The 21,176-nt window shown below is 69.6% G+C and carries 22 protein-coding genes; 15 read left to right on the plus strand and 7 right to left on the minus strand.

Features of this window, described 5'->3' with window-relative positions:
- Window positions 1-8 precede the first annotated feature (8 nt).
- From ACFWV3_RS39010 to lepB, 3 genes are read left to right on the plus strand one after another with little or no spacing between them, the layout of a single operon-like run.
- A complete protein-coding gene (locus ACFWV3_RS39010) occupies window positions 9-704 on the plus strand; it encodes a response regulator transcription factor (protein ID WP_382418965.1) in 696 nt (231 codons plus the stop codon).
- Window positions 701-2,089, plus strand: a complete 1,389-nt coding sequence (locus tag ACFWV3_RS39015) for a sensor histidine kinase (protein WP_382418966.1) — start codon at window positions 701-703, stop codon at window positions 2,087-2,089. The genes ACFWV3_RS39010 and ACFWV3_RS39015 overlap by 4 nt, the downstream gene beginning before the upstream one ends.
- Before the next feature lie 10 nt (window positions 2,090-2,099).
- Window positions 2,100-2,945: a signal peptidase I gene (gene lepB / locus ACFWV3_RS39020; protein WP_382418967.1), complete on the plus strand. Its 846-nt coding sequence runs from the start codon at window positions 2,100-2,102 to the stop codon at window positions 2,943-2,945.
- A gap of 405 nt (window positions 2,946-3,350) precedes the next feature.
- Here lepB and ACFWV3_RS39025 read toward each other — a convergent pair whose 3' ends face one another.
- The 3 genes from ACFWV3_RS39025 to ACFWV3_RS39035 are packed head-to-tail and all read right to left on the minus strand — an operon-like array spanning window position 3,351 to window position 6,513.
- Window positions 3,351-4,253 (minus strand): carbohydrate ABC transporter permease, encoded by a 903-nt coding sequence (locus ACFWV3_RS39025; protein ID WP_382418968.1) that lies wholly within the window; start codon window positions 4,251-4,253, stop codon window positions 3,351-3,353.
- Entirely contained in the window at window positions 4,250-5,203 is a 954-nt protein-coding gene (locus ACFWV3_RS39030) for a carbohydrate ABC transporter permease (protein WP_382418969.1), read from the minus strand. The genes ACFWV3_RS39025 and ACFWV3_RS39030 overlap by 4 nt, the downstream gene beginning before the upstream one ends.
- Window positions 5,200-6,513, minus strand: a complete 1,314-nt coding sequence (locus ACFWV3_RS39035; RefSeq protein ID WP_382418970.1) for an ABC transporter substrate-binding protein — start codon at window positions 6,511-6,513, stop codon at window positions 5,200-5,202. The genes ACFWV3_RS39030 and ACFWV3_RS39035 overlap by 4 nt, the downstream gene beginning before the upstream one ends.
- A gap of 238 nt (window positions 6,514-6,751) precedes the next feature.
- Between ACFWV3_RS39035 and ACFWV3_RS39040 the strand changes: the two genes are divergently transcribed.
- The 8 genes from ACFWV3_RS39040 to ACFWV3_RS39075 all read left to right on the plus strand — a co-directional run bounded on the left by ACFWV3_RS39040 (window position 6,752) and on the right by ACFWV3_RS39075 (window position 14,611).
- Window positions 6,752-8,734 carry a beta-galactosidase gene (locus ACFWV3_RS39040; RefSeq protein WP_382418971.1) on the plus strand — a complete coding sequence of 661 codons (1,983 nt, stop codon included), beginning with the start codon at window positions 6,752-6,754 and terminating at the stop codon, window positions 8,732-8,734.
- Window position 8,735: 1 nt separating this feature from the next.
- On the plus strand, window positions 8,736-9,533 hold the full coding sequence (locus ACFWV3_RS39045) for a DeoR/GlpR family DNA-binding transcription regulator (protein WP_330854225.1): 798 nt from the start codon (window positions 8,736-8,738) through the stop codon (window positions 9,531-9,533).
- Window positions 9,530-10,618, plus strand: a complete 1,089-nt coding sequence (galT, locus tag ACFWV3_RS39050; RefSeq protein ID WP_382418972.1) for a galactose-1-phosphate uridylyltransferase — start codon at window positions 9,530-9,532, stop codon at window positions 10,616-10,618. Before ACFWV3_RS39045 ends, galT begins: the two co-directional genes overlap by 4 nt.
- A 51-nt stretch (window positions 10,619-10,669) precedes the next feature.
- The gene (locus ACFWV3_RS39055) at window positions 10,670-12,193 is read left to right on the plus strand and encodes a trypsin-like peptidase domain-containing protein (protein ID WP_382418973.1); all 1,524 of its coding nucleotides are present in this window, start codon (window positions 10,670-10,672) and stop codon (window positions 12,191-12,193) included.
- 152 nt (window positions 12,194-12,345) lie between these two features.
- Window positions 12,346-13,032: a response regulator transcription factor gene (locus ACFWV3_RS39060; RefSeq protein WP_382418974.1), complete on the plus strand. Its 687-nt coding sequence runs from the start codon at window positions 12,346-12,348 to the stop codon at window positions 13,030-13,032.
- Window positions 13,033-13,055: 23 nt separating this feature from the next.
- Window positions 13,056-13,916: a HAMP domain-containing sensor histidine kinase gene (locus ACFWV3_RS39065; RefSeq protein WP_382419015.1), complete on the plus strand. Its 861-nt coding sequence runs from the start codon at window positions 13,056-13,058 to the stop codon at window positions 13,914-13,916.
- A gap of 4 nt (window positions 13,917-13,920) precedes the next feature.
- On the plus strand, window positions 13,921-14,421 hold the full coding sequence (locus ACFWV3_RS39070; protein WP_089909148.1) for a molybdenum cofactor biosynthesis protein B: 501 nt from the start codon (window positions 13,921-13,923) through the stop codon (window positions 14,419-14,421).
- On the plus strand, window positions 14,408-14,611 hold the full coding sequence (locus tag ACFWV3_RS39075) for a hypothetical protein (RefSeq protein ID WP_382419016.1): 204 nt from the start codon (window positions 14,408-14,410) through the stop codon (window positions 14,609-14,611). The genes ACFWV3_RS39070 and ACFWV3_RS39075 overlap by 14 nt, the downstream gene beginning before the upstream one ends.
- 733 nt (window positions 14,612-15,344) lie before the next feature.
- Here ACFWV3_RS39075 and mscL read toward each other — a convergent pair.
- From mscL to ACFWV3_RS39095, 4 genes are all read right to left on the minus strand, one after another.
- The gene (mscL, locus tag ACFWV3_RS39080; protein WP_382418975.1) at window positions 15,345-15,788 is read right to left on the minus strand and encodes a large-conductance mechanosensitive channel protein MscL; all 444 of its coding nucleotides are present in this window, start codon (window positions 15,786-15,788) and stop codon (window positions 15,345-15,347) included.
- Window positions 15,788-16,342: an SAF domain-containing protein gene (locus ACFWV3_RS39085; RefSeq protein ID WP_382418976.1), complete on the minus strand. Its 555-nt coding sequence runs from the start codon at window positions 16,340-16,342 to the stop codon at window positions 15,788-15,790. The genes mscL and ACFWV3_RS39085 overlap by 1 nt, the downstream gene beginning before the upstream one ends.
- A 71-nt stretch (window positions 16,343-16,413) precedes the next feature.
- Window positions 16,414-16,740 (minus strand): FmdB family zinc ribbon protein, encoded by a 327-nt coding sequence (locus ACFWV3_RS39090; RefSeq protein WP_382418977.1) that lies wholly within the window; start codon window positions 16,738-16,740, stop codon window positions 16,414-16,416.
- A gap of 94 nt (window positions 16,741-16,834) precedes the next feature.
- Complete coding sequence (locus tag ACFWV3_RS39095; RefSeq protein WP_382418978.1) at window positions 16,835-17,401, minus strand: 5-formyltetrahydrofolate cyclo-ligase; 567 nt, start codon at window positions 17,399-17,401, stop codon at window positions 16,835-16,837.
- A gap of 38 nt (window positions 17,402-17,439) precedes the next feature.
- Here ACFWV3_RS39095 and ACFWV3_RS39100 point away from each other — a divergent pair, with 38 nt between their 5' ends.
- From ACFWV3_RS39100 to glpR, 4 genes are all read left to right on the plus strand, one after another.
- A complete protein-coding gene (locus tag ACFWV3_RS39100; protein WP_382418979.1) occupies window positions 17,440-18,324 on the plus strand; it encodes a UTP--glucose-1-phosphate uridylyltransferase in 885 nt (294 codons plus the stop codon).
- Window positions 18,325-18,356: 32 nt separating this feature from the next.
- Entirely contained in the window at window positions 18,357-19,580 is a 1,224-nt protein-coding gene (glp, locus tag ACFWV3_RS39105) for a gephyrin-like molybdotransferase Glp (RefSeq protein ID WP_382418980.1), read from the plus strand.
- Window positions 19,581-19,593: 13 nt separating this feature from the next.
- Window positions 19,594-20,247 carry a GNAT family N-acetyltransferase gene (locus ACFWV3_RS39110; protein ID WP_382418981.1) on the plus strand — a complete coding sequence of 218 codons (654 nt, stop codon included), beginning with the start codon at window positions 19,594-19,596 and terminating at the stop codon, window positions 20,245-20,247.
- Between the two features lie 156 nt (window positions 20,248-20,403).
- Window positions 20,404-21,120, plus strand: coding sequence for a gephyrin-like molybdotransferase receptor GlpR (glpR, locus tag ACFWV3_RS39115; protein WP_382418982.1), 717 nt, complete (start codon window positions 20,404-20,406; stop codon window positions 21,118-21,120).
- The last annotated feature ends 56 nt before the right edge of the window (window positions 21,121-21,176 follow it).

Consider the following 21,176-nt stretch of genomic DNA (forward strand, 5'->3'; position numbering starts at 1 on the left):
TTGCCCCCATGCGCATCCTCGTTGTGGACGACGATCGGGCGGTCAGGGAGTCACTCCGCCGTTCGCTCCAGTTCAACGGCTACCAGGTCGAGACGGCCGGAGACGGCATGCAGGCCCTGGAGTCGGTGACCTCCGCACGGCCGGACGCGATGGTGCTCGACGTGATGATGCCCCGCCTCGACGGCCTCGAGGTCTGCCGCAGGCTGCGCAGCACCGGGGACGACCTGCCGATCCTCGTGCTGACCGCGCGCGACGCCGTGAGCGACCGGGTGTCCGGTCTGGACGCCGGTGCCGACGACTACCTGCCCAAGCCGTTCGCGCTGGAGGAGCTGCTGGCGAGGCTGCGCGCGCTGCTGCGCAGGGCCGCCCACGACGACGCCGCCGCGACGCAGTCCGCCGCCGTGCTCAAGTTCGCCGACCTGGAGCTGGACCCGTCCACCAGGGACGTCCGCCGCGGCGACCGCCCGATCAGCCTCACCCGCACCGAGTTCGCGCTGCTCGAGCTCCTGCTGGCCCACCCGCGCCAGGTGCTCACCCGCAGCCGCATCCTGGAGGACGTGTGGGGATACGACTTCCCGACCTCGGGCAACGCTCTCGAGGTCTACGTGGGCTACCTGCGCCGCAAGACGGAGGCGGAGGGCGAGCCGAGGCTGATCCACACGGTGCGTGGGGTGGGGTACGTCCTGCGGGAGACCCCTCCGTGATCTTCGAACCCCAGGGGCGCCTGCAGAAGGCGTCGCTGCGGGCCCGGGTCACCTGGCTGGCGGCGTTCTGCGTCGCCGGCGCCGTCGCGCTGGTCTCGTTCGGCGCGTACATGATCGTGCGCAAGAGCGTGTACGACGCCCTGAACGAGAGCCTGCGCACCCGCGCGGTGGCCGTGGCGGCCGGCGAGAAGATCAACACGCCGGACTTCGTCGGCAAGTACCCGGCGGCGTTCCTGGCCGCGGGCGACGTGAAGATGGGCGTGCTGCTCGCCGACAGCGGCCAGCTGCTCTACCCGCAGGGCTCCGACCGTCCGCCGACGGTCGAGGAGGCGTGGGACGTCGCCCAGGGCGAGCGCGACGAGTTCATCTGGACCGACAACAGGACCGAGTCGCGGGTCATCGCCGTCAAGTACCAGCCCGGCCAGGCGATCATCATCGCCCAGTCGATGACGCCGCAGCGCACGACGCTGGCCAAGCTCAGCGTGGTCCTGCTGCTCATCGGCGGCGCCGGCGTGCTGCTCGCGGCCATCGCGGGCACAGCCGTCGCACGCACGGGTCTGCGTCCCGTGCAACGACTGACGGAGGCCACCGAACGCGTCGCGAACACGGGTGACCTCAGACCGATCCCGGTGTCGGGCGACGACGAGCTGGCGCGGCTGACGCACAGCTTCAACGCGATGCTCGGCGCCGTGGCGGAGTCGCAGGAACGACAACGCCGGCTGGTCGCCGACGCGGGCCACGAGCTGCGCACGCCGTTGACGTCCATGCGCACCAACCTGGAGCTGTTGCTGGCCTCCGAACGCCCGGATTCCCCCACACTGTCCCAAGAGGACAAAACGGAGATCCAGTCGGACGTCCGCGGTCAGCTCGACGAGCTGACGACGTTGATCGGTGACCTGGTCGAACTGGCCCGCGAGGACGCCCCGCAGGTCATCCACGAGCCCGTCGACCTCGTCGAGGTGGTAGAACGGTCGCTGGACCGCGCACGCCGCCGCGCCTCGAACGCAGTCACGTTCGACGTGCAGCTGCAACCGTGGACACTTCTGGGTGATTCAAGTGCTCTCGAACGCGCGGTGCTGAACCTCCTCGACAACGCGGTGAAGTTCAGTCCCTCGGGTTCATCGGTGCGGCTGAACGTCCGCCAGGTGGGCGACGGCAGCGCCGTGGTGGAAGTGGCGGACGCGGGCCCCGGCATCGCGGACGCCGATCTACCTCACGTTTTCGAGCGGTTCTACCGCTCGTCCGAGGCGAGGACCCTGCCCGGTTCCGGCCTGGGACTGGCCATCGTCAAGCAGGTGGCGCAACGGCACGGCGGCACGGCCACGGCGGGCAGAGCGCCCGAGGGCGGTGCCCTGTTCACGTTGCGCCTACCCGGACGTCCGTAAGGTGGGGCGTGTGAGTCATCGCGTGAACGACGGTTCTTCGTCGAGCTGGGAGACGACACCTCCCGCTGGGGACGGCCCGGAGCGCACCACGCGCTTCTCCACGTCCAGGTCGTCCGCTTCGTCCTACTCCTCCCCTTCTCCCGAGGAGGATCCGGCACCCCGGTTCTCCAGGAAGAAGACGAGGAAGAAGCAGCCGTTCTGGAGGGAACTGCTGGTCATCTTCAGCGTCGCGCTGGTGCTGACCGTCGTCATCCAGACGTTCGTCGCGCGCGTGTTCGTCATCCCGTCGGCCTCGATGGAGACGACCCTGCACGGCTGCACGGGCTGCGTGAACGACAAGGTGCTGGTCGAGAAGATCACGTACCTGTTCAGCGACCCCCGCCCCGGCGACGTGGTCGTCTTCCGCGGCCCGCCGAACTGGACGGGCGGCAAGGAGCCCCCGAACTTCGTGGTCGGCACGCTCCAGGACCTCGGCTCGATGGTGAACCTCTCCGAGCCCAGCGGCACGGACTTCATCAAGCGCGTCATCGCCGTCGGCGGCCAGACCGTCGAGTGCTGCGACGACCAGGGCCGCGTGATGGTCGACGGCAATCCGCTGGACGAGCCGTACCTGAACTTCGGCGGCGGCCCGCGCCAGCAGGACTCGTTCGAGAAGGTCACCGTCCCCGCGGGCAAGCTGTGGGTGATGGGCGACAACCGCAACAACTCGTCGGACTCGCGCAAGCACGGCGACCCGACCCCCGCGGACGGCGCGATCCCGATCGCCAACGTGGTGGGCAAGGCTCGGGTGATCGTGATCCCCGTCGGGCGGTGGGGCAGCATTTCGGACTACAACCCGCAGACGGGCGGGAAGTAGCCGCAAGTACGCGGAAGGGGCGAGGGCCGGACGGCTCTCGCCCCTTCCGCGTACTTGCGGTGCGAAGGGGAATCGACGCGATGCCGAAGGCGAGCAGTCCTGCGCGCGCACGATGCCGAAGGCGAGCCGTCTTCCCCTACGCCGCTGGGCAGCGGTGATGACGCAACCACCCGCCTGCGATTGGGGCTTGACTTTGGGTGCGAGGCGCTACCCTGCCGGGTTCGGGCGGGTGCGGAGCATCCGACCTTTTCCCGCCCGTCGCAGCGCCTCGCAAGGGCCCCGAAGTCAAGCCCCAATCGCCTCGCGACGAAGTCGCGACAAGCAACCACGCCCGTCCGAGGTGCACGCCCACGCTGGAACAGGCACCGGCCCAACGCACCGCAACCACGCTGGAACGAGACCGCTTCAGCCCTTCGTCGACCCCAGCGTCAACCCGCCCACGAACTGCCGCTGCAACACGAAGAACACCACCAACGTCGGCAGCGCCACCAACAACGATCCGGCGGCGATCAGGTTGTTGTCGGTGAAGAACGTCCCCTTCAAGTTCTGCAAAGCAGACGTAACAGGCATCTTGTCACCGTTCTGGATCAACACCAACGCCCACAGGAAGTCGTTGTAGATCCAGGTGAACTCCAGCGTCGCCAACGCCGCCAGCACCGGACGGCACAGCGGCAACGTCAACTGCCAGTACTGCCGGAAAACCGAAGCCCCGTCCACCCGAGCCGCTTCAGTCAGCTCATACGGGATCGTCTTCATGTAGTTCGACAGCACGAACGTGCAGAACCCCATCTGGAACGCGACGTGGATCAGGATCACGCCGAGCTGCGAGTCGATCAGCGACTCGCTGTCCGACACCCACGCCGGCACCTCGATCAGCCGGTACAACCGCCACAACGGCGTCACGATCACCTGCTGCGGCAGCAGGTTGCCCGCGGTGAACAGCATCAGCAGCGCGATGTTGAACTTGAAGCTGAAGCGGGACACGCCGAACGCGACCATCGAGCTCAGGCCGAGGGTCAGCACCAGGGCCGGGATCGTGATCACCAGCGTGTTCCAGTAGAAGTGCGGCAGGTTGCCGATCTCCCACGCCTTCGCGAAGTTCTCGAACGTCAGCGACTTGGCGACCGAGAAGTAGCCGTTCACCGACGTGTCGTCGTAGGTCCGCAGCGACGCGTAGACGGCCCACAGCAGCGGTGCCAGCGTCATCAGGCACGTCAGGACCAGGAACGCGTGCAGTGCCACGCGCGGGACGGTCAGGGGCCGCTTCTTCGCGACTGGGGCAGCGGGGCGTTCCAAGGTCGCCGTCACGTCCGGTTCTCCTTGCTGAACACCTGGTACAGGTACGTGATGATGAAGCCGAGCGAGATGGTCAGCAGCACCACGGCCACCGCGGAGCCGCGGCCGATGCGCGACGCCTCGCCGATGATGTTGTCGGTCACCAGCACCGACAGCAGCTCCAGGCCGTTGCGGCCCTTGTTGATGACGTACACGATGTCGAACGCGCGCAGCGCCTCGATCACCGTCACCACGAGCACGACTACGTTGACCGGCTTCATCACGGGGAACGTGACGCGGAAGAACGTCTGCGCGGCGGACGCGCCGTCCAGGGCCGCCGCTTCCTTCAGGGCCGGGTCCACCGACTTCAGGCCCGCCAAGTACAGCAGCATGATGTAACCGGTGTGGCGCCACGCGGCCGCGACGAGCACCGCGTAGAGGTTGATGTCCGAGTCGCCGATCCAGTCGACCGGTTTGTCGAGCCCCAGCACCGAGTTCAGCAGGCCGCCGTCGGGCGTGTAGATCAGCTGCCAGATGAAGCCCACCAGCGCGAGCGACAGGACCATCGGCAGGTACAGCGCGCTCTGGTAGATGCGGCTGAACTTGATCTCGCGGTCCAGCAGCACGGCGAGCAGCAGGCCGGCCGAGGTCGGCACGACCAGCAGGAACACCAGCCAGATCAGGTTGTGCTGCACCGCCGGCCAGAAGCGCGGGTACTCGGTGAAGATCTCGACGTAGTTGCCGACGCCGATCCACTCGATGTCCTCGAGGCCGCCGATGCCGTTCCAGCGGCTGAACGACAGCGCGACCGAGCCCAGCGCCGGGATCCACACGAACAGCAGGTGCACGACCGTGGGGATGCCGAGCATGAGCCCGAGCACCAGCTTGTCCGTGCCCGCGAGGGCGGTGGCACGTTTTCCACGCCGACGAGGCGGCGGCCCGTCGGGGGCCACCGCCTTCGGCTTCTCCTGCACCGCGGTCACTTGAAGATGTTCTTCGCCTGGTCAGCCATGCCCTTGAGCACGGAGTCGACGCTGTTCGGGTCCTTGATGAACGCGATGAGGCCGTTGGTGGCCGCCTCGCTCGCGAAGCCGGGGTCGGTGTCGCGGTCGAGGAACTGCGTGATGTGCTTCGCGTTCTTGATGACCTCGGCCGCCTTCTTCTGCAGCGAGTTGTAGCCCGAGGTGTCCGCCTTCTGGTTCGTCGCGACCACGGACGCGTCGGACTTCAGGTAGGTGAGCTGCGGCTCGGCCGTCGACAGGTACTCGAGCAGCTTGAGCGCGCCCTCGGAGTTGCCCGGCTTCTTGGCCATCATGTAGCCGTCGATCGGCGCCTCGACCGTGTCGATGCCGTGCGTCGGGTTGATCTCCGGGAACGGGAAGAAGTCGAGGTCGTCCTTCTCGGCGTCGGGGAACTGCTGGCCGAGGAACGAGCCCAGCAGGTACATGCCGGACTTCTTCTGCTGCAACGACTGCGCGGCTTCCTGCCACTCGCGGCCGAGCGCGTTCTCCTGGTGGAACGGCAGCAGGCGCTTCCAGGTGTCGAAGACGTCCTTGACCTTCTTGTCCTGCCAGTCTTCCTTGCCCGCCAGCAGGTCCACGTGGAACTGGTAGCCGTTGATGCGGAAGTTCAGCTGGTCGAACGTGCCCATGCCCGGCCAGCCCTGCTTCTGCGCGAAGGCGATCGGGACCAGGCCGTCGGACTGCATCTTCGTGGCGAGCGCGACGAGCTCGTCCAGGTTCTTCGGCACCGCGTAGCCGCGTTCCTGCCACAGGCTCTTGCGGTAGAACATGCCCCACGGGTACTGCGTGAACGGGACGAAGTACTGCTTGCCGTCGGTGGCCGTCGACGCCTGCTTGAGCGCGTCGGAGTAGTTGCCGCCGATCTTGCCCCACAGGTCGCTGAGGTCGCCGGTGAGGCCCTGGTCGGCGAAGAACCGCATGCGGTAGCCGGCGAACCACGCGAGCACGTCGTCCGGCTTGCCCTGCAGGTAGTTGTTGATCTGCTCCTGGTACTGCTCGTGCTGCTTGGTGTTGATCGTGACGGACAGGCCGCCCGACTGGCCTTCGAAGCCCTTCAGCGCGGCCGTGATCGCGTCCTTCGGCACCTGGTCGGACAGGTTGTTGCCGAACGTGACCACTTTGGAGTCGCCGCCGGAGCTCGAGCCGCCGCCGCACGCCGAGAGCAGACCACCGGTCGCCGCGACGCCCGCGCCCGCCATCATGGCCCGCAGCATCGTGCGCCGCCCGAATTGCGGCAACGGAGTGGAACCAGGCGTGTACCGAACCATCATCGCTCCTACAGGTGACACCCGCTCGTGCGAACCGAACAGGGACTCAAACAAAGTTGCGCACAATGTGGTCCCAGTCATACATCCTGTCAAGTACTGTTACGGAGCTGTTAAACCCGTGCACAGCGCGCTTCCTGCGGCTGTCGCGGCGCTGATCAAGGTCAACCGCTGAACAGACCCAAACGTGAAGTTGTGTTTGCTTGTGTTGACGTTGGGAGCGTTGTCGTCCACGCTTGCGGCCGTGACGACTTGGCCAACCGACCTGCCAGGCCTCGGCTGGGGGGCGGACTACAACCCCGAACAGTGGCCCGAACACGTGTGGGCCGAGGACGTCCAGCTGATGCGGCGGGCGGGCGTGACCATCGTGAGCCTGGGCATCTTCAGCTGGGGCCGGATCGAGGTCAGCAAGGGCGAGTACCGGTTCGACTGGCTCGACCGCGTGATGGACCTGCTGCACGCCGGCGGCGTCCGCGTCGACCTCGCGACCGCGACCGCCGCGCCCCCGCCGTGGCTCACCGCGGAGTACCCCGAGATGTTGCCCGTCCGCGCGGACGGTGTGCGGCTCTCGCACGGCTCACGGCAGGCCTACTGCCCGTCGTCGCCCATCTACCGCGACCGCGCGACGGCCCTCGCGTCCGAGATGGCCTCGCACTACAAGGACCACCCCGCGCTCGCCGCGTGGCACGTCGGCAACGAGTACGCGTGCCACGTGAAGCGGTGCTACTGCGACACGTGCGCGGAGTCGTTCCGCGAGTGGCTGTCGAGCCGCTACACGCTCGACCAGCTCAACGAGGCCTGGTCCACCGCGTTCTGGAGCCAGGGCTACACCGACTTCGCGCAGGTCCTGCCGCCGCGCGTCACGCCGACGTTCTCGAACCCGGCGCACGTGCTCGACTTCGACCGGTTCACCGACGACGCGATCCTCGAGCTGTACAAGTCCGAGCGCGACGTGCTGCGCATGATCACGCCGGACGTGCCGATCACCACGAACTTCATGGTGAACTGGACCTTCGGCGACCTCGACTACTGGAAGTGGGCCCGCGAGGTCGACTTCGTCTCCAACGACCACTACACGCTGTCCGAGTCGCCCGACCGGCACGTCGAGCTGGCGATGTCCGCCGACCTGGTGCGCGGCCTCGCGGGCGGCAAGCCGTGGCTGCTCATGGAGAACTCGACGTCCGCGGTGAACTGGCAGCACCGCAACATCGCCAAGCAGCCGGGCGAGATGCGGCGCCACTCGTACCAGAACATCGCCCGCGGCGCGGACGGCACGCTGTTCTTCCAGTGGCGGCAGTCGCGCGGCGGCAGCGAGCGCTACCACTCGGCGATGGTGCCCCACGCCGGCACGGACACCAAGGTGTACCGCGAGGTCTGCGAGGTCGGCGCCGAGTACGCGAAGATCAGCGACGTCGTCGGCTCCACTGTGGACGCCTCGGTCGCGGTCCTCTACGACTTCCAGTCCAACTGGGCACTGCGCCAGGAGGCCCACCCGACGGCGGACTTCGACTACTACCGGCACGTCCTCGGGTACTACAAAGCGTTGTGGCAGGCGGGTGTCACCGTCGACTTCGTGGCTCCCGGCACGAACCTGTCGGCCTACTCGCTGGTGGTCGTGCCGGCGTTCTACGCGGTGTCCGACGCGCACGCCGCCGTGATCGCGGACTACGTGGCGGGCGGCGGTCACGTGGTCGTCACCTACCTGTCCGGTGTCGCCGACCAGTACACGCGAGTGCGACTGGGCGGCTACCCCGGAGCGTTCCGGGACGTGCTGGGCGTGTGGTCGGAGGAGTTCTTCCCGCTGCGCCAGGGCGAAACCGCCACGCTGACCGACTCCTCGACCGCCTCGCTGTGGACGGAGCACCTCCACGTGCGCAGCGCCGAGGTCGTCGCCTCGTACACCGACGGACCCCTGCCGGGAGTGCCCGCCGTCACGCGCAACGCTTTCGGCAACGGCGTCGCCTGGTACGTGGCGTGCGATCTCGACGAGAGCGGTCTCGGCCGAACGGTGGAAAAAGCGCTTTCCGGTGCGGGCGTCGCGGTGTCGCCCACCGGGATCGAGCTCGTCCGGCGCAAGGGCGACGTATCGTGGCTCTTCGCCGTCAACCACTCCGACACCGACGCGCAGATCGAGGCGTCCGGTGTCGACGTGTTGTCCGGCACGCAGGTCTCCGGACGCCTCACCGTGCGAGCCGGGGACGTCGTCGTCCTCAGGGAAGAGGTGTGAGGTGCTGGCACGTCAGCGGCAAGCGGTGATCATCGAGGAGGTCCGCCGGACCGGCGCTGTGCGCGTGAGCGACCTGGTGGTCCGCCTCGGCGTCTCGGACATGACCGTGCGCCGCGACCTCGACGTGCTCGCCTCCCGCGGGCTGGTGGAGAAGGTCTACGGCGGTGCGACGTCCGTCGTCGGGCGCTCGACCGACGAACCCGGCTTCGAGGCCAAGTCCGTCCGGCAGCTGCCCGAGAAGGAGGCCATCGCCGCGCTGGCCGCGGGCCTCGTCCGTCCCGGTACGGCCATCGGCCTGTCCGCCGGCACCACGACGTGGACGCTGGCCAGGTTCCTCGACGACATCCCGGACCTGACCGTCGTCACGAACTCGATCCGCGTCGCCGACGTGCTGCAGCAGAGCGGGCGCACCGACCGCACGGTGGTGCTGACCGGCGGCGTGCGCACCCCGTCCGACGCCCTCGTCGGTCCCGTCGCCGTCAACGCGCTGCGGTCGCTGCACCTGGACGTGGTGTTCCTGGGCGTGCACGGCATGGCCGAGCGCTCCGGCTTCACCACCCCGAACCTGAACGAGAGCGAGACGGACCGCGCGCTCGTGGACGCGGCCGGCCGCGTGGTCGTGGTCGCGGACCACACGAAGTGGGGGACCGTGGGCATCTCCACGATCGCCGACCTCGACGAGGCGCACGTCCTGGTGACGGACGAAGGTTTGCCGGACGACGCACGGGCGATCCTCACCGAGCAGGTCGGCGAGTTGGTGTTGGCGCATGTACCGGGAAGTGGCGAGGAGCTGGCGTGAGGCGTACCGCGGGAAAACTGGCGGACGGCCGGGAGATCATCTACTTCGACGACAGCGCCGAGGCGCCACCGCGGGTCGCGGTGGACACGCGGGACCTCCCCGCGACGCAGCCGATGTCCGAGGTGCGGCTGGACCCGTTGACCCGTGAGTGGGTCGCGATGGCGGCGCACCGGCAGACGCGCACCTACAAGCCGCCGGCGGACCTCTGCCCGCTGTGCCCGTCGACGCCGGGCCGTCCGACCGAGATCCCCGAGTCCGAGTACGACGTCGTGGTGTTCGAGAACCGGTTCCCGTCGCTGGCGCAGAACGTGCCCGACGTGCCGTCCACTGTGGACGGCGAGGAGCTGTTCGTGCGCGCGCCCGGCCGCGGGCGCTGCGAGGTCGTGTGCTTCACGTCCGACCACAACAAGTCGTTCGGCGAGCTGTCCGAGTCGCGCGTGCGCACCGTCGTGGACGCGTGGGCGGACCGCGTGGCCTTCTTGTCAACGTTGCCAGGGGTCGAGCAGGTCTTCCCGTTCGAGAACCGCGGTGAAGAGATCGGCGTGACGCTCTCGCACCCGCACGGCCAGATCTACGCCTACCCGTTCGTGACGCCCCGGACCGAGCGCATGCTGTCGGCCGCGCTGGACTACTACGCCGAGCACGGCCGGCCGCTGTTCGGCGACGTGCTGGAGGCCGAGCTCCGCGCGGGCGCGCGGGTGGTGGAGGAGTCGGAGCACTGGGTGGCGTTCGTGCCCGCCGCCGCGCGCTGGCCCGTCGAGGTCGTGCTGGCGCCGCGCCGTCAGGTGCCGGACCTCGCCGCACTGTCCTCTGTGGAGCGAGATGACTTCAGCTCGCTCTACCTGAAGGTGCTGCACCGGCTGGACGCGTTGTACGACCGCCCGTTGCCGTACATCGCCGCGTGGCACCAGGCGCCGGTCAACGCCGGCCGCGAGGAGATGTGGCTGCACCTGCAGGTCTTCTCGGTGCTCAGGACCAAGGACAAGCTGAAGTACCTCGCGGGCTCGGAGTCCGGCGAGGCCGTGTGGATCAACGACGTGACGCCCGAGCAGATCGCCGAGCGGCTCCGGGGAACACACAAGTAGCTCCCAGGCTGGTTTAAGGCTGCTCTCAGGACCGCACCCGAGACTATGGGCATGACCGAGAGCAACCAGCCAGCGCAGCAGCCGGAACAGCCCCACTCCGTGCCGACGAGCGCCGGTCAGACAGACTCCGGCGCTCGGGAGCAGGGCCCGTCGTCGCCGGAACCCGGCCAGCCGGATCCTTTGCAGGGGGGATCCGGCCAGGCTGGGGCCTACGGCGCTCCCGCGGGCAGCGCTCCCGCCGGCCTGGGCGACCCGCCCGCCTCCTTCACCTCGGCCCACCAGGTGCCCTCACCTGACGCGGGTCAGACGCAGCTCGGCGGGCCCGGACCCGGCCAGCAGCTTCCTCATCCAGGGTCCGGCCAACCTCACCCGCTCGGCCCCGGTGCCACCGCGCAGTTCGGCGCCGAACCGCACGCCGGACCGCCCTCCGGTCCGTTCGCGGGTCCCCAGACGGGTCAGTTCTACCTCCCTCCCGGCTACCAGTCGTCCGTTCCTCCGCGTCCCAAGGGCCGCGGCAAGGTCGTGGCGGGTGTCGCGGCCCTCGTGCTGCTCGTCGGCGGTCTCTCCGGTGGCCTCGGCGGCTACCTGGGCTACAACTTCGCCAACGACTCGTCGGCCGTGAGCTCGCTCGACGCGCCGCGGGCCGCGTCCCAGACCGGCAACGCCCCGGCGGGCTCGGTCGAGGAGGTGGCGAACAAGCTGCTGCCGTCCGTCGTGCAGATCCAGGTCGTGACGCGGACCGGCGCCGGCGAGGGATCGGGCTTCGTGATCTCCAGCAACGGCCAGATCGTGACGAACAACCACGTCATCGAGGGTGCGGCGAGCGGCGGCAACATCAAGGTCGTCTTCCAGGACGGCAAGACCGCCGCCGCGAAGATCCTCGGCCGCGACCCGACCTCCGACATCGCCGTCATCCAGGCCGACGGGATCTCCGGCGCGCCGGTCGTGCAGCTGGGCAACTCCGGTGACCTGAAGATCGGCCAGGGCGTCGTCGCGATCGGCTCGCCGTTCGAGCTGTCCGGCACGGTCACCTCCGGCATCGTCAGCTCGCTGAACCGCCCGGTCTCCGCCGGCAGCGACGCCCGCAACTCGCAGGCGACCGTCCTCAACGCCATCCAGACCGACGCGGCCATCAACCCCGGCAACTCGGGCGGACCGCTCGTGAACATGCAGGGGCAGGTCGTCGGCATCAACTCGGCGATCTACAGCCCGAGCTCGGCCAACGGCCAGGCCGGGTCCGTGGGCATCGGCTTCTCGATCCCGATGGACCAGGCGCGCCGCACGGTCGACGAGATCGTGAAGACCGGCAAGCCCAAGCAGACCGTGCTCGGCGTGAAGGTCGAGTCCACCGACCAGGGCGCCAGGATCTCCGAGATCACCCCCGGTGGTGCCGCGGAGAAGGCCGGGCTCAAGGCCGGTGACGTGATCACCAAGTTTGGCGACCGCCGCATCGACGAGTCGGACACGCTGGTCGCCGCCGTCCGGTCCAAGGCCCCCGGTGACAAGATCACGATCACGCTGGCCGACAACCGCACCGTGGACGCCACGCTCGACGGCGTCGACGTGCCGTCGTAGACCGGGGGGTCGCCGGGTTCCCGCCGGAACCCGGCGCGACAACCCCGTCAGGGCCGTACCTGTGGGCACCTGCCCCGCACACAGGTACGGCCCTTCTTACGTGCTTGTGACAAGTCCGGGCCTCGCCCGCGTTCTTGGCTTAGCGTGGTGGTGTGGTGGAAAGGGTTCTGGTCGTCGACGACGACACGACGGTGCGGGACGTGGTGCGCCGGTACCTCGAACACGCCGGGTACGAGGTGGAGCTCGCCGGTGACGGGGAGCAGGCGCTGCGGTCCGTCTCGGCGCACGAGCCGGACATCGTGGTGCTCGACCTGATGCTGCCCGGCATCGACGGGCTGGAGGTGTGCCGGCGGATCCGCGAGCGCGCCAGCACGCCCGTCGTGATGCTGACGGCGCTGGGCGAGGAGGAGGACCGCATCGCCGGGCTGCAGATCGGCGCGGACGACTACGTCACGAAGCCCTTCAGCCCGCGCGAGCTCGCGTTGCGCGTCTCGTCGGTGCTGCGGCGGGCTCATCGGGCCTACGAGCCGCGCGTGGTGCGGGACGGCAACCTGGTCCTGGACGTGGCCGCGCACACCGCCACGCTGGACGACCGGCCGTTGCAGCTCACCACCCGCGAGTTCGACCTGCTGGCGTTCTTCATCGGCAACGCCGGCAAGGCGTTCGGCCGGGCGGAGCTGCTGGAACGCGTGTGGGGCTGGCAGTTCGGCGACCAGTCGACCGTGACCGTCCACGTGCGACGGTTGCGCGAGAAGATCGAGCAGGACCCCGCGAAGCCCCGCCGCCTCAGCACGGTGTGGGGCGTCGGCTACCGGTACGACCCGTGTTCGACAGGCTGAGCCGCGTCTCGCTGACCACCGCGATGACCGTCATGGTCATCGTGCCGGTGGTGGCGACCATCGCGGGCGTGCTGGTGGTCAGCGGGTTCATGTTCACGCCGATGCTGAACGCCGCGCTGATGGCGTGCGCGCTGGTGGGCCTGATCACCGTGCCGTTCTCGATCATGCTCGGCCGCGCGATCGCCCGGCGCACCATGTGGGAGCGCGAGGCCGAGGCGGCGCGGCGGCAGCTGGTGGCGTGGATCAGCCACGACCTGCGCACGCCGTTGGCCGGCATCAGGGCGATGACCGAGGCGTTGGAGGACGGCGTCGTCTCCGACCCCGGCGAGGTCGCCGTCTACGCCAAGCAGATCGCCCTGGAAGCTGACCACCTGTCGAAGCTCGTGGACGACCTGTTCCAGCTCTCGCGGATCACCGCGGGCGCGCTGAACCTGTCGATGCACGACGTCGCGCTTGCCGACGTGGTGAGCGACGTGGTCGCCGCGTCCCGCCCGGTGGCATCGCGCCAGGGCGTCCGACTGCGCGCCGACGCTCGCGAGTGGCCGGTCGTGCGCGGTTCCGATCCGGAACTGATGCGTGTCGTGCGCAACCTTGTGTCCAACGCCATCCGCCACACCCCGGAGGGCGGAACCGTCGCCGTCCAGGTCGATGTGGACGGACCCGAAGCGGTGGTGCGAGTGGACGACGCGTGCGGCGGCATACCCGATGACGTGCTGCCGCACGTGTTCGACGTGGGCTTCCGCGGCTCGTCGGCGCGCAATCCCTCCGGCGCCGGGCTGGGCCTTTCCATCGCACGCGGCCTGGTCGACGCCCACCACGGCGCGATCGCCGTCCAGAACCACGGTCCTGGCTGCCGCTTCGAAGTCCGACTCCCGCTACGGTGATCGCATGGAACGCAGCGCGCAGCGCCTTGGCCGCGCTTTGGTCGTGATCGTGGACGACCGGGTGGCGCACGGCGAGCAGGACGACAACTCCGGGCCTCTCGTCACCGAACTCCTCGAAGAAGTCGGCTTCATCGTCGACGGCACCGTCGCGGTCGAGGGCGAGGTGGTCGACATCCGGGCCGCCCTCAACACGGCCGTCATCGGTGGCGTCGACCTCGTGGTCACCGTGGGCGGCACAGGCGTGTCCCCGCGCGACGTCACCCCCGACGCCACGCAGGGCGTGCTCGACCGCCCGATCCACGGCATCGCCGAGGCACTCCGAGCCTCCGGCCTCGCCGCGGGCGCGGTCGACGCGGGCATCTCGCGCGGCCTCGCCGGCGTCTCCGGCAGCACGCTGGTCGTGAACCTCGCGGGCTCGCGCTCCGCGGTCCGCGACGGCATGGCGACGCTGTCGGCGCTGGTGCCCTACGTCATCGAGCAGCTGAGCGGTCTTGACGAGGAGTGACCCACCTCGGCCCGAGCCCGAGCCGGTCGGCGACGACGCTGCTGCCGTGCAGCGCCGTCGCCGGTTGGCGGAGGTGTTCGGGGACGTGCTGCCGGAGACGACTTCGGACGAGCGCGGGGGTGGGGCTTCCGGGTCGGAGGACCGGGAAGCCTGGTACCGGGAGAACAGGCCGCCGCACCACGGCGGGTGAGCGCGCCGGGGCGTGCCTGGTGGTCGGGGCGTGCTGGGCCGGTTCGGGACGTGCGGCGTGGCGAAGGGCTGCGGGCGCGGGTGGGCCGGGTGACGACGCGTGGCATGGCCGGTGGGGCACGTCTGGGCGTGACACTGACTGAGCGCGCGGCGGACTGGTTCGGAACGCGCGGTGTGGCCTGTGGTGGGCGACGTGCGGTGCGGCCCGGTAGCTGATGGCGTGCGCTATCGGCTGTGAAGCGCGGGGGAGTCTTTGCCGCACGCTCCTTGGGCGGGGCAGCCGCGTGCTTTGCGCCGTGGCGAAGGGCTGCGGGGCGCGGCGGACCGGTGCGGGACGCGCGAAGGCCTGTGATCGCGACGTGCGGTGTGACTCGCGGGCGAGCTGGTAGCCACCGTTCGGCGTCCGACGCTCGGTGCCCGCTGAGGGGCCGAACAGGGCCTGCTGACCGCGAGACCGCGTGCCGTGCGTGCGAACCAGAGCCTGAGGGCCGTGCCTGAAGGGCCATGCCTGAGCGGCACCGCTTCGGCACGGCTGACCGCGTGCCTGCACCCCAGCAGCAAGCCTTCGCCCCAGCGGCGAGCTTCGCTCTGCGGCGACCTTCAACCCAGCGGCGAGCTTTCACCCAGCGGTGACCTTCGCCCAGCGGCGGGCCCTCACCTCAGCGGCGAGCCCTTGCTCCTCGCGCGGCTTGGGTCCGGCCGCCGCCCGTTGCCGAGCGACGGCCGGGCGGGGGTCAGACCTTCGGGGCTCGCACGTCCGTCGTCGGCTGGACGACGGTCTGGTGGTTGCCCTGCTGGGCCGCGAGCAGGTCGCGGATCTCGATGAGCAGCTCGACGTTCGTCGGCTCGGCCGGGCCGGGCTCCTCGCCCCTCTTGCGGCGCTCCTGGATCTTCTTGATCGGCAGCACCAGGACGAAGTACACGACGGCGGCCACGATCACGAAGTTGATCGCCGCGTTGATGACGTTGCTGAAGTCGAGGTACGTGTCCTCCTTGCCTTCGCGCAGTTGAACGCCGAGGCCCTTGGTCTCCGCGCTGCCCAGCGCGGCGATGAGCGGCTTGATGAGGCTCGTGGTGAATGCGGTGACGATCGCGGTGAACGCGGTGCCGATGACCACGGCCACGGCCAGGTCGACGACGTTCCCGCGCATCAGGAAGTCCTTGAAACCCTTCAGCATCAGCGGAGGGTAACCGCTAAAGCATGATCCAGTGACATCGCGGCGACTCGATTTGCATTAAGTCTCGGCAACGTGAGGACGACGACCTTGCCGCGGGTCTCGCGCACCGACGCGTTCTCGGCCAGCACCTCGCCGGTCGACGTCACCACGTCGACGCGGTTGCCCGGCCGCACCACGTCGGCCAGGCCCTGGTCGGCCACCTCGACGGCCACCGAGGCCGAGTCGGACGTGGTGGAGGCGAGGGCCAGGTCTGTCAGCGGGACGCCCGCTCTCGTGGCGTCGTTCAGCGTCCTGCCCACCAGAGCGGAGGCGCCGGAGAACGAACCGGACACCGGCGACGCGAACGACACCAGCCGGAGGTCTGCATCGGACAGCGGGACGCCGGGCGGCAGGTCACGCGCGGCGACCACGGCGGGATGACCCACGTCGGGCCAGAAGGCCGTCAACGCGGCCAGCAGCGCCAGGCCGAGTGCCAGGAGCCGGCGCCGCACGGCGGAGGGGCGGCGGCGCAGCAGGGCGCGGACTCGGTCGGGGAACGTGGTGGAAAGGGTCATGCCCTCGACGCTAGGGGCGGCGAGGGCATGGCGAGCGGGGTCAGCGGCAAGTTGTGGACAACTCGCGATCTTCAGGACGCCGCGGCCGCCGGAGCGCTCTTCGAGGTCGACGAAGACGACGACGAAGTGGACGACGACGTGGACGAAGACGACGACGTGGACGGCTTCGAGTCCGAGGAGGACGTCGACGAAGAAGACGAGGTCGTGGACTTCGACGAGCCCGAACGGCTGTCGGTCCGGTAGAAACCGCTGCCCTTGAACACGACACCGACGGCGCCGAAGAGCTTGCGCAGCTTGCCCGAGCACTCCGGGCACTCGGTGAGGGAGGCGTCGCTGAACGACTGCACAGCCTCGAACCGGTGCTCACACGCGGTGCAGGCGTACTGGTACGTAGGCACTGGGTTCGCTCCTAGATCTGGCACTCGACCGTTGTGAGTGCCAACACGATTTTCGCTCAGATCCTTCCCCGAGCGCAAACACCCCAGGTCAATCTCACAGCCAGCGCAGGCCGCCGGAGGGCGTCAACACCCCGTTCATCCGCACGTCATGATCTTCAGAAGGTACCGACGGCAGCACCTCCGAGTCCCTCACCACGCCCACCAGAGGGGCCTTGACCAGCGGCAACGACCGGTCGTAGTGCCCGCGGCCCTTCCCGAGCCGCACCCCGGACACCGACACCGCCAGCGCCGGCACGAGCACCAGGGAGGCTCCAGCGATCGCCGAGGCGCCGAGCCGTGGACCGGTGGGTTCCAGCAGCCGCAGCGCCGCCGGAGCGAGCCCGTCCGGTCCGGTGTGGACCGCCCAGTCGAGCGGCGAGTCGCCCGTCACGACCGGCAGCAGCACCCGGCACCGCAGCCCGTCGAGCCACGACGCGTCGCCCGGCTCCGATCCGACCGGCAGGAAGGCGCACACCGTCTGATCAGGCCGGACCTCCAACGCCGCCACGTGCGCCCGCAGAGCGGCGGCCTCGGCGGAACGGATCTCGGGCGGCAGCGAGCGTCGCGCGGCCAGCAGCTCCGAACGGAGAGTGGCCTTCCGGTCACGAAGGTCGGACGTCATGGTGGGTATCCCTCGGCATGTCGTTAGCATCGCTGCCCATGAGCAGCGCCTTCCACACCGCTATCGTGCCCGCGGCAGGTCTGGGCACCCGTTTCCTCCCCACGACCAAGGCCGTGCCGAAGGAGTTGCTGCCGCTGGTCGACACCCCGGCCATCGAGTACGTGGCCAGGGAGGCCGCCGAGGCGGGCGCGAAGAAGCTGGTCATCGTGACCTCGCCGACCAAGGCGTCGGTCGCGGACTACTTCGACGAGAACCCCGACCTCGAGCAGTCGCTGACCGACAAGGGCAAGACCGACCTGGTCGCGAAGATCCGGCGCGCGCCGCAGCTCATCAAGGCCGAGACCGCGATCCAGGAGCAGGCGCTCGGCCTCGGCCACGCGGTCGGCTGCGCCGAGGGCAACCTGACCGGCGAGGACGAGGCCGTCGCGGTGCTGCTGCCCGACGACATCATCCTGCCGACCGGCGCGCTCAAGAAGATGGCGGAGGTCCGCGAGGAGAAGGGCGGCACCGTCCTGCTGGCGTTCGACATCCCGCGCGAGCAGATCTCCGCGTACGGCGTGTTCGACGTCCGCGACACCGGCAGCGACGACGTCAAGCAGGTCGTCGGCATGGTCGAGAAGCCCAAGCCGGAGGACGCGCCGTCGACGTTCGCCGCGGCCGGCCGCTACCTCCTCGACCGGGCGATCTTCGACGCCCTGAAGCGCATCACGCCGGGCGCCGGAGGCGAGCTGCAGCTCACCGACGCCATCGCGTTGCTGATCAACGAGGGTCACCCCGTGCACGTCGTCGTGCACCGCGGCGGACGACACGACCTCGGCAATCCCGCAGGATTCCTGCGCGCTGCGGTTGACTTCGCACTCGAGACCCCGGAGTACGGGCCCGATCTGCGCGAGTGGTTGCGGGAACGCCTCGACAACTCCTGAGTGAAACCCCTTCTGGGCGCGAGGACCAACACATGAGGTCAGTGGACGAGCAGCTCGCTCGGGTGATCGCGGCCGCGGTGCGGCCCGCACCCGTGCGGGTGGCGATCTCGGAGTCGCAGGGCCTGCTCTGCGCGGAGGAGGTCGTGGCCGAACGCGCGTTGCCCGGCTTCGACCAGGCCGCCGTGGACGGGTACGCGGTGCGCAGCGTCGACGTGTCCGGCGCGAACGCGAACCCCGTGCAGCTGCCGGTCGTCGGCGAGATCCCGGCCGGCTCGCGGCAGCCGCGCCGGCTCCAGCCGGGCCAGGCGGTGCGGATCGCGACGGGCGCGCCGCTGCCGACCCTGGCGGACGCGGTCGTGCCGCTCGGCTACACCGACGGTCACCAGGCGAAGGTGACGGTCAACCGCAGCGTGCCGTCGGCCGGGTTCGTCCGCCGCACCGGCGAGGACGTGCAGACCGGTGACGTCGCCGTCCGCAGGGGCGCGTCCATCGGCGCCGCCCAGGTGGGCCTGCTGGCCGCAGTCGGGCGCAACAAGGTGCTCGTCCACCCGCGCCCGCGGGTGTCGGTGATCTCGCTCGGCGAGGAGCTCGTCGACGTCGACCGCACGCCCGGCCAGGGCCAGGTCTACGACGTGAACTCCTACGCGCTGGCGGCCGCGGCACGCGACGCGGGTGCCGAAGTCAGCAGGGTCGGCATCATGTCCGCCGACCCGCGCCGGCTGCGCGAGGTCGTCGAGGGCCGCCTGCTGCTCTCCGAGATCGTCGTGGTCGCGGGTGGCGTGGGCGGCACGGTCGGCGACGAGGTCAAGGCCGCGCTGGCCGAGCTCGGCGACATGGACGTCGGCCGCGTCGCGATGCACCCCGGCTCCGCGCAGGGCTTCGGCAGGCTCGGCCCCGACGCCGTGCCGACGTTCCTGCTGCCGGCGAACCCGATGAGCGCGCTGGTGGTGTTCGAGGTGCTGGTCAGGCCCCTGATCAGGGCCGCGCTCGGCAAGAAGAACCCGTACCGCCGCGCGGTGTCCGCGCGCCTGCTGTCGCCGCTGCAGTCGACGAAGGGCCGCCGGGGCTTCGTGCGCGGCCAGCTGCTGCGGGACGCGGACAACGGCGAGTTCCTGGTGCAGCCGCTCGGCACGTCCGGGTCGCACCTGCTCGCGTCGCTGGCCGAGGCCAACTGCCTGGTCATGGTCGACGAGGACGTCACCGAGATCTCGGTGGGCGACGAGGTCCTGGTCAGCTTCCTCGCCCAGAAGAGCTGACGAACGGCGGGGGATGAGCGCTTTCTCCGATCTGGGACGCCACCCCGGCTGGCCGGTCCGGCTGGGGCCCGTCGAGGTGCGCGCGGGCACCGTCACGCTGCGCGGACCCCGGCTCTTCGACGGTTCGCGCTGGTCACGCCTGCGGATCCGCGACCGCGCCTACCTCGAGCAGTGGGAACCCACGGCCCTGGAGGGCTGGGACGAGCGCAACGCCACGCTGTCCTGGCCCGCCCAGTGGTCGTCGCTGCGCGCCATGGCCCGGCGCGGCAGCACCCTGCCGTTCATGATCATCGTCAACGGCGAGGTCGCCGGGCAGATCACGGTCGGCAACATCGTGCGCGGCTCGCTGCAGTCGGCGTGGATCGGCTATTGGGTAGCCGCTGATCGGGCGGGAGGGGGCGTCGCAACGGCCGCCGTGGCGTTGCTCGCCGACCACGCCTTCCGCGACGCTGGTCTGCATCGGCTCGAGGCGACCGTCCGGCCGGAGAACGGAGCCTCGATCCGGGTGCTCACGAAGTCCGGATTCCGCGAGGAAGGCCTCTTCAAGCGTTATCTGGACGTTGCAGGGCAGTGGCGTGACCACCTCTGCTTCGCCCTCACGACCGAAGAGGTCTCGGATGGCCTAGTGCGCCGTTTGGTCGCACGCGGAGAGGCCCGTCTTCCCTGATCCCTGCTTCCGTACGTCGTAATCACTTCACCCAAAAGTGGGTGATACACCACACTTTGGTACGCACCGGGTTCGGCGAGCCTCCGACACAGGTGTGACTGTTGTGACTAGCGTGGTGAACAGCACCACGCGTGGGCCGGGGGAGGTGAACGGGGAATGCCGAGTTCGCTGATCATCGTTGCGCTGGTGGTGGCGTGGCTGGTGGTCCTCGTCCCCATGATGGCCCGCAAGCGCCAGGAGAGTGCGCGCAGCGTGGGGGAGGAGTACGACGCCATGCCCGACGCCGAGTACGACGACATCCACGACATCGACGACGACTACTTCGACGAGGAGGAGTACGTCGAACGCCCGTTCCGGCGTGGCCGCGGTGGCTACGACCCGGAGACCGCCGCGCTGGTCGCGCAGGCGAAGTACGCGTTCCGCCGCAGAGTGATCGCTTTCCTGCTGGTCGCCGCCGTGGCGACGGGGATCGCGGCCGGCGTGTTCTACGCCCCGCTCTGGTACGGCCACGCCGCGCTCGACCTGGTGATCGTGGGCTACCTGACGTACCTGCGCCGCCAGGTGCGGATCGAGGAGGAGATCCGCGCCCGCCGGCTGGCCCGCCTGCAGCAGGTGCGCCGTCGCCGTGCGACGGGACCGCAGCCGCAGGAGGAGGTCTCCGCCGAGGTCGACGAGCCCTCCGTCGAGGAGGCCGAGACCACCAGGGTCGAGGTCGTGGTCGTCGACGAGAAGCCGGCGTTACCGCCGCTGCCGCGCTACGAGCACCACGTCCGGCCGGGCACGATCCCGGTCGACTCCGACGACGAGGACCCGGTCTTCGTCGAGCTGGAGGGGCTCGAGTCGCTGCGGTACCGGGGTGCGGTGGGGGCTTAGGAGGGGGTGGTGAAAACACCCCCTCCGAGACTGCTATAGTTTCTCTCGTAACACCG

It is taken from the genome of Lentzea sp. NPDC059081, assembly GCF_042738015.1.
Classification (GTDB): domain Bacteria; phylum Actinomycetota; class Actinomycetes; order Mycobacteriales; family Pseudonocardiaceae; genus Lentzea.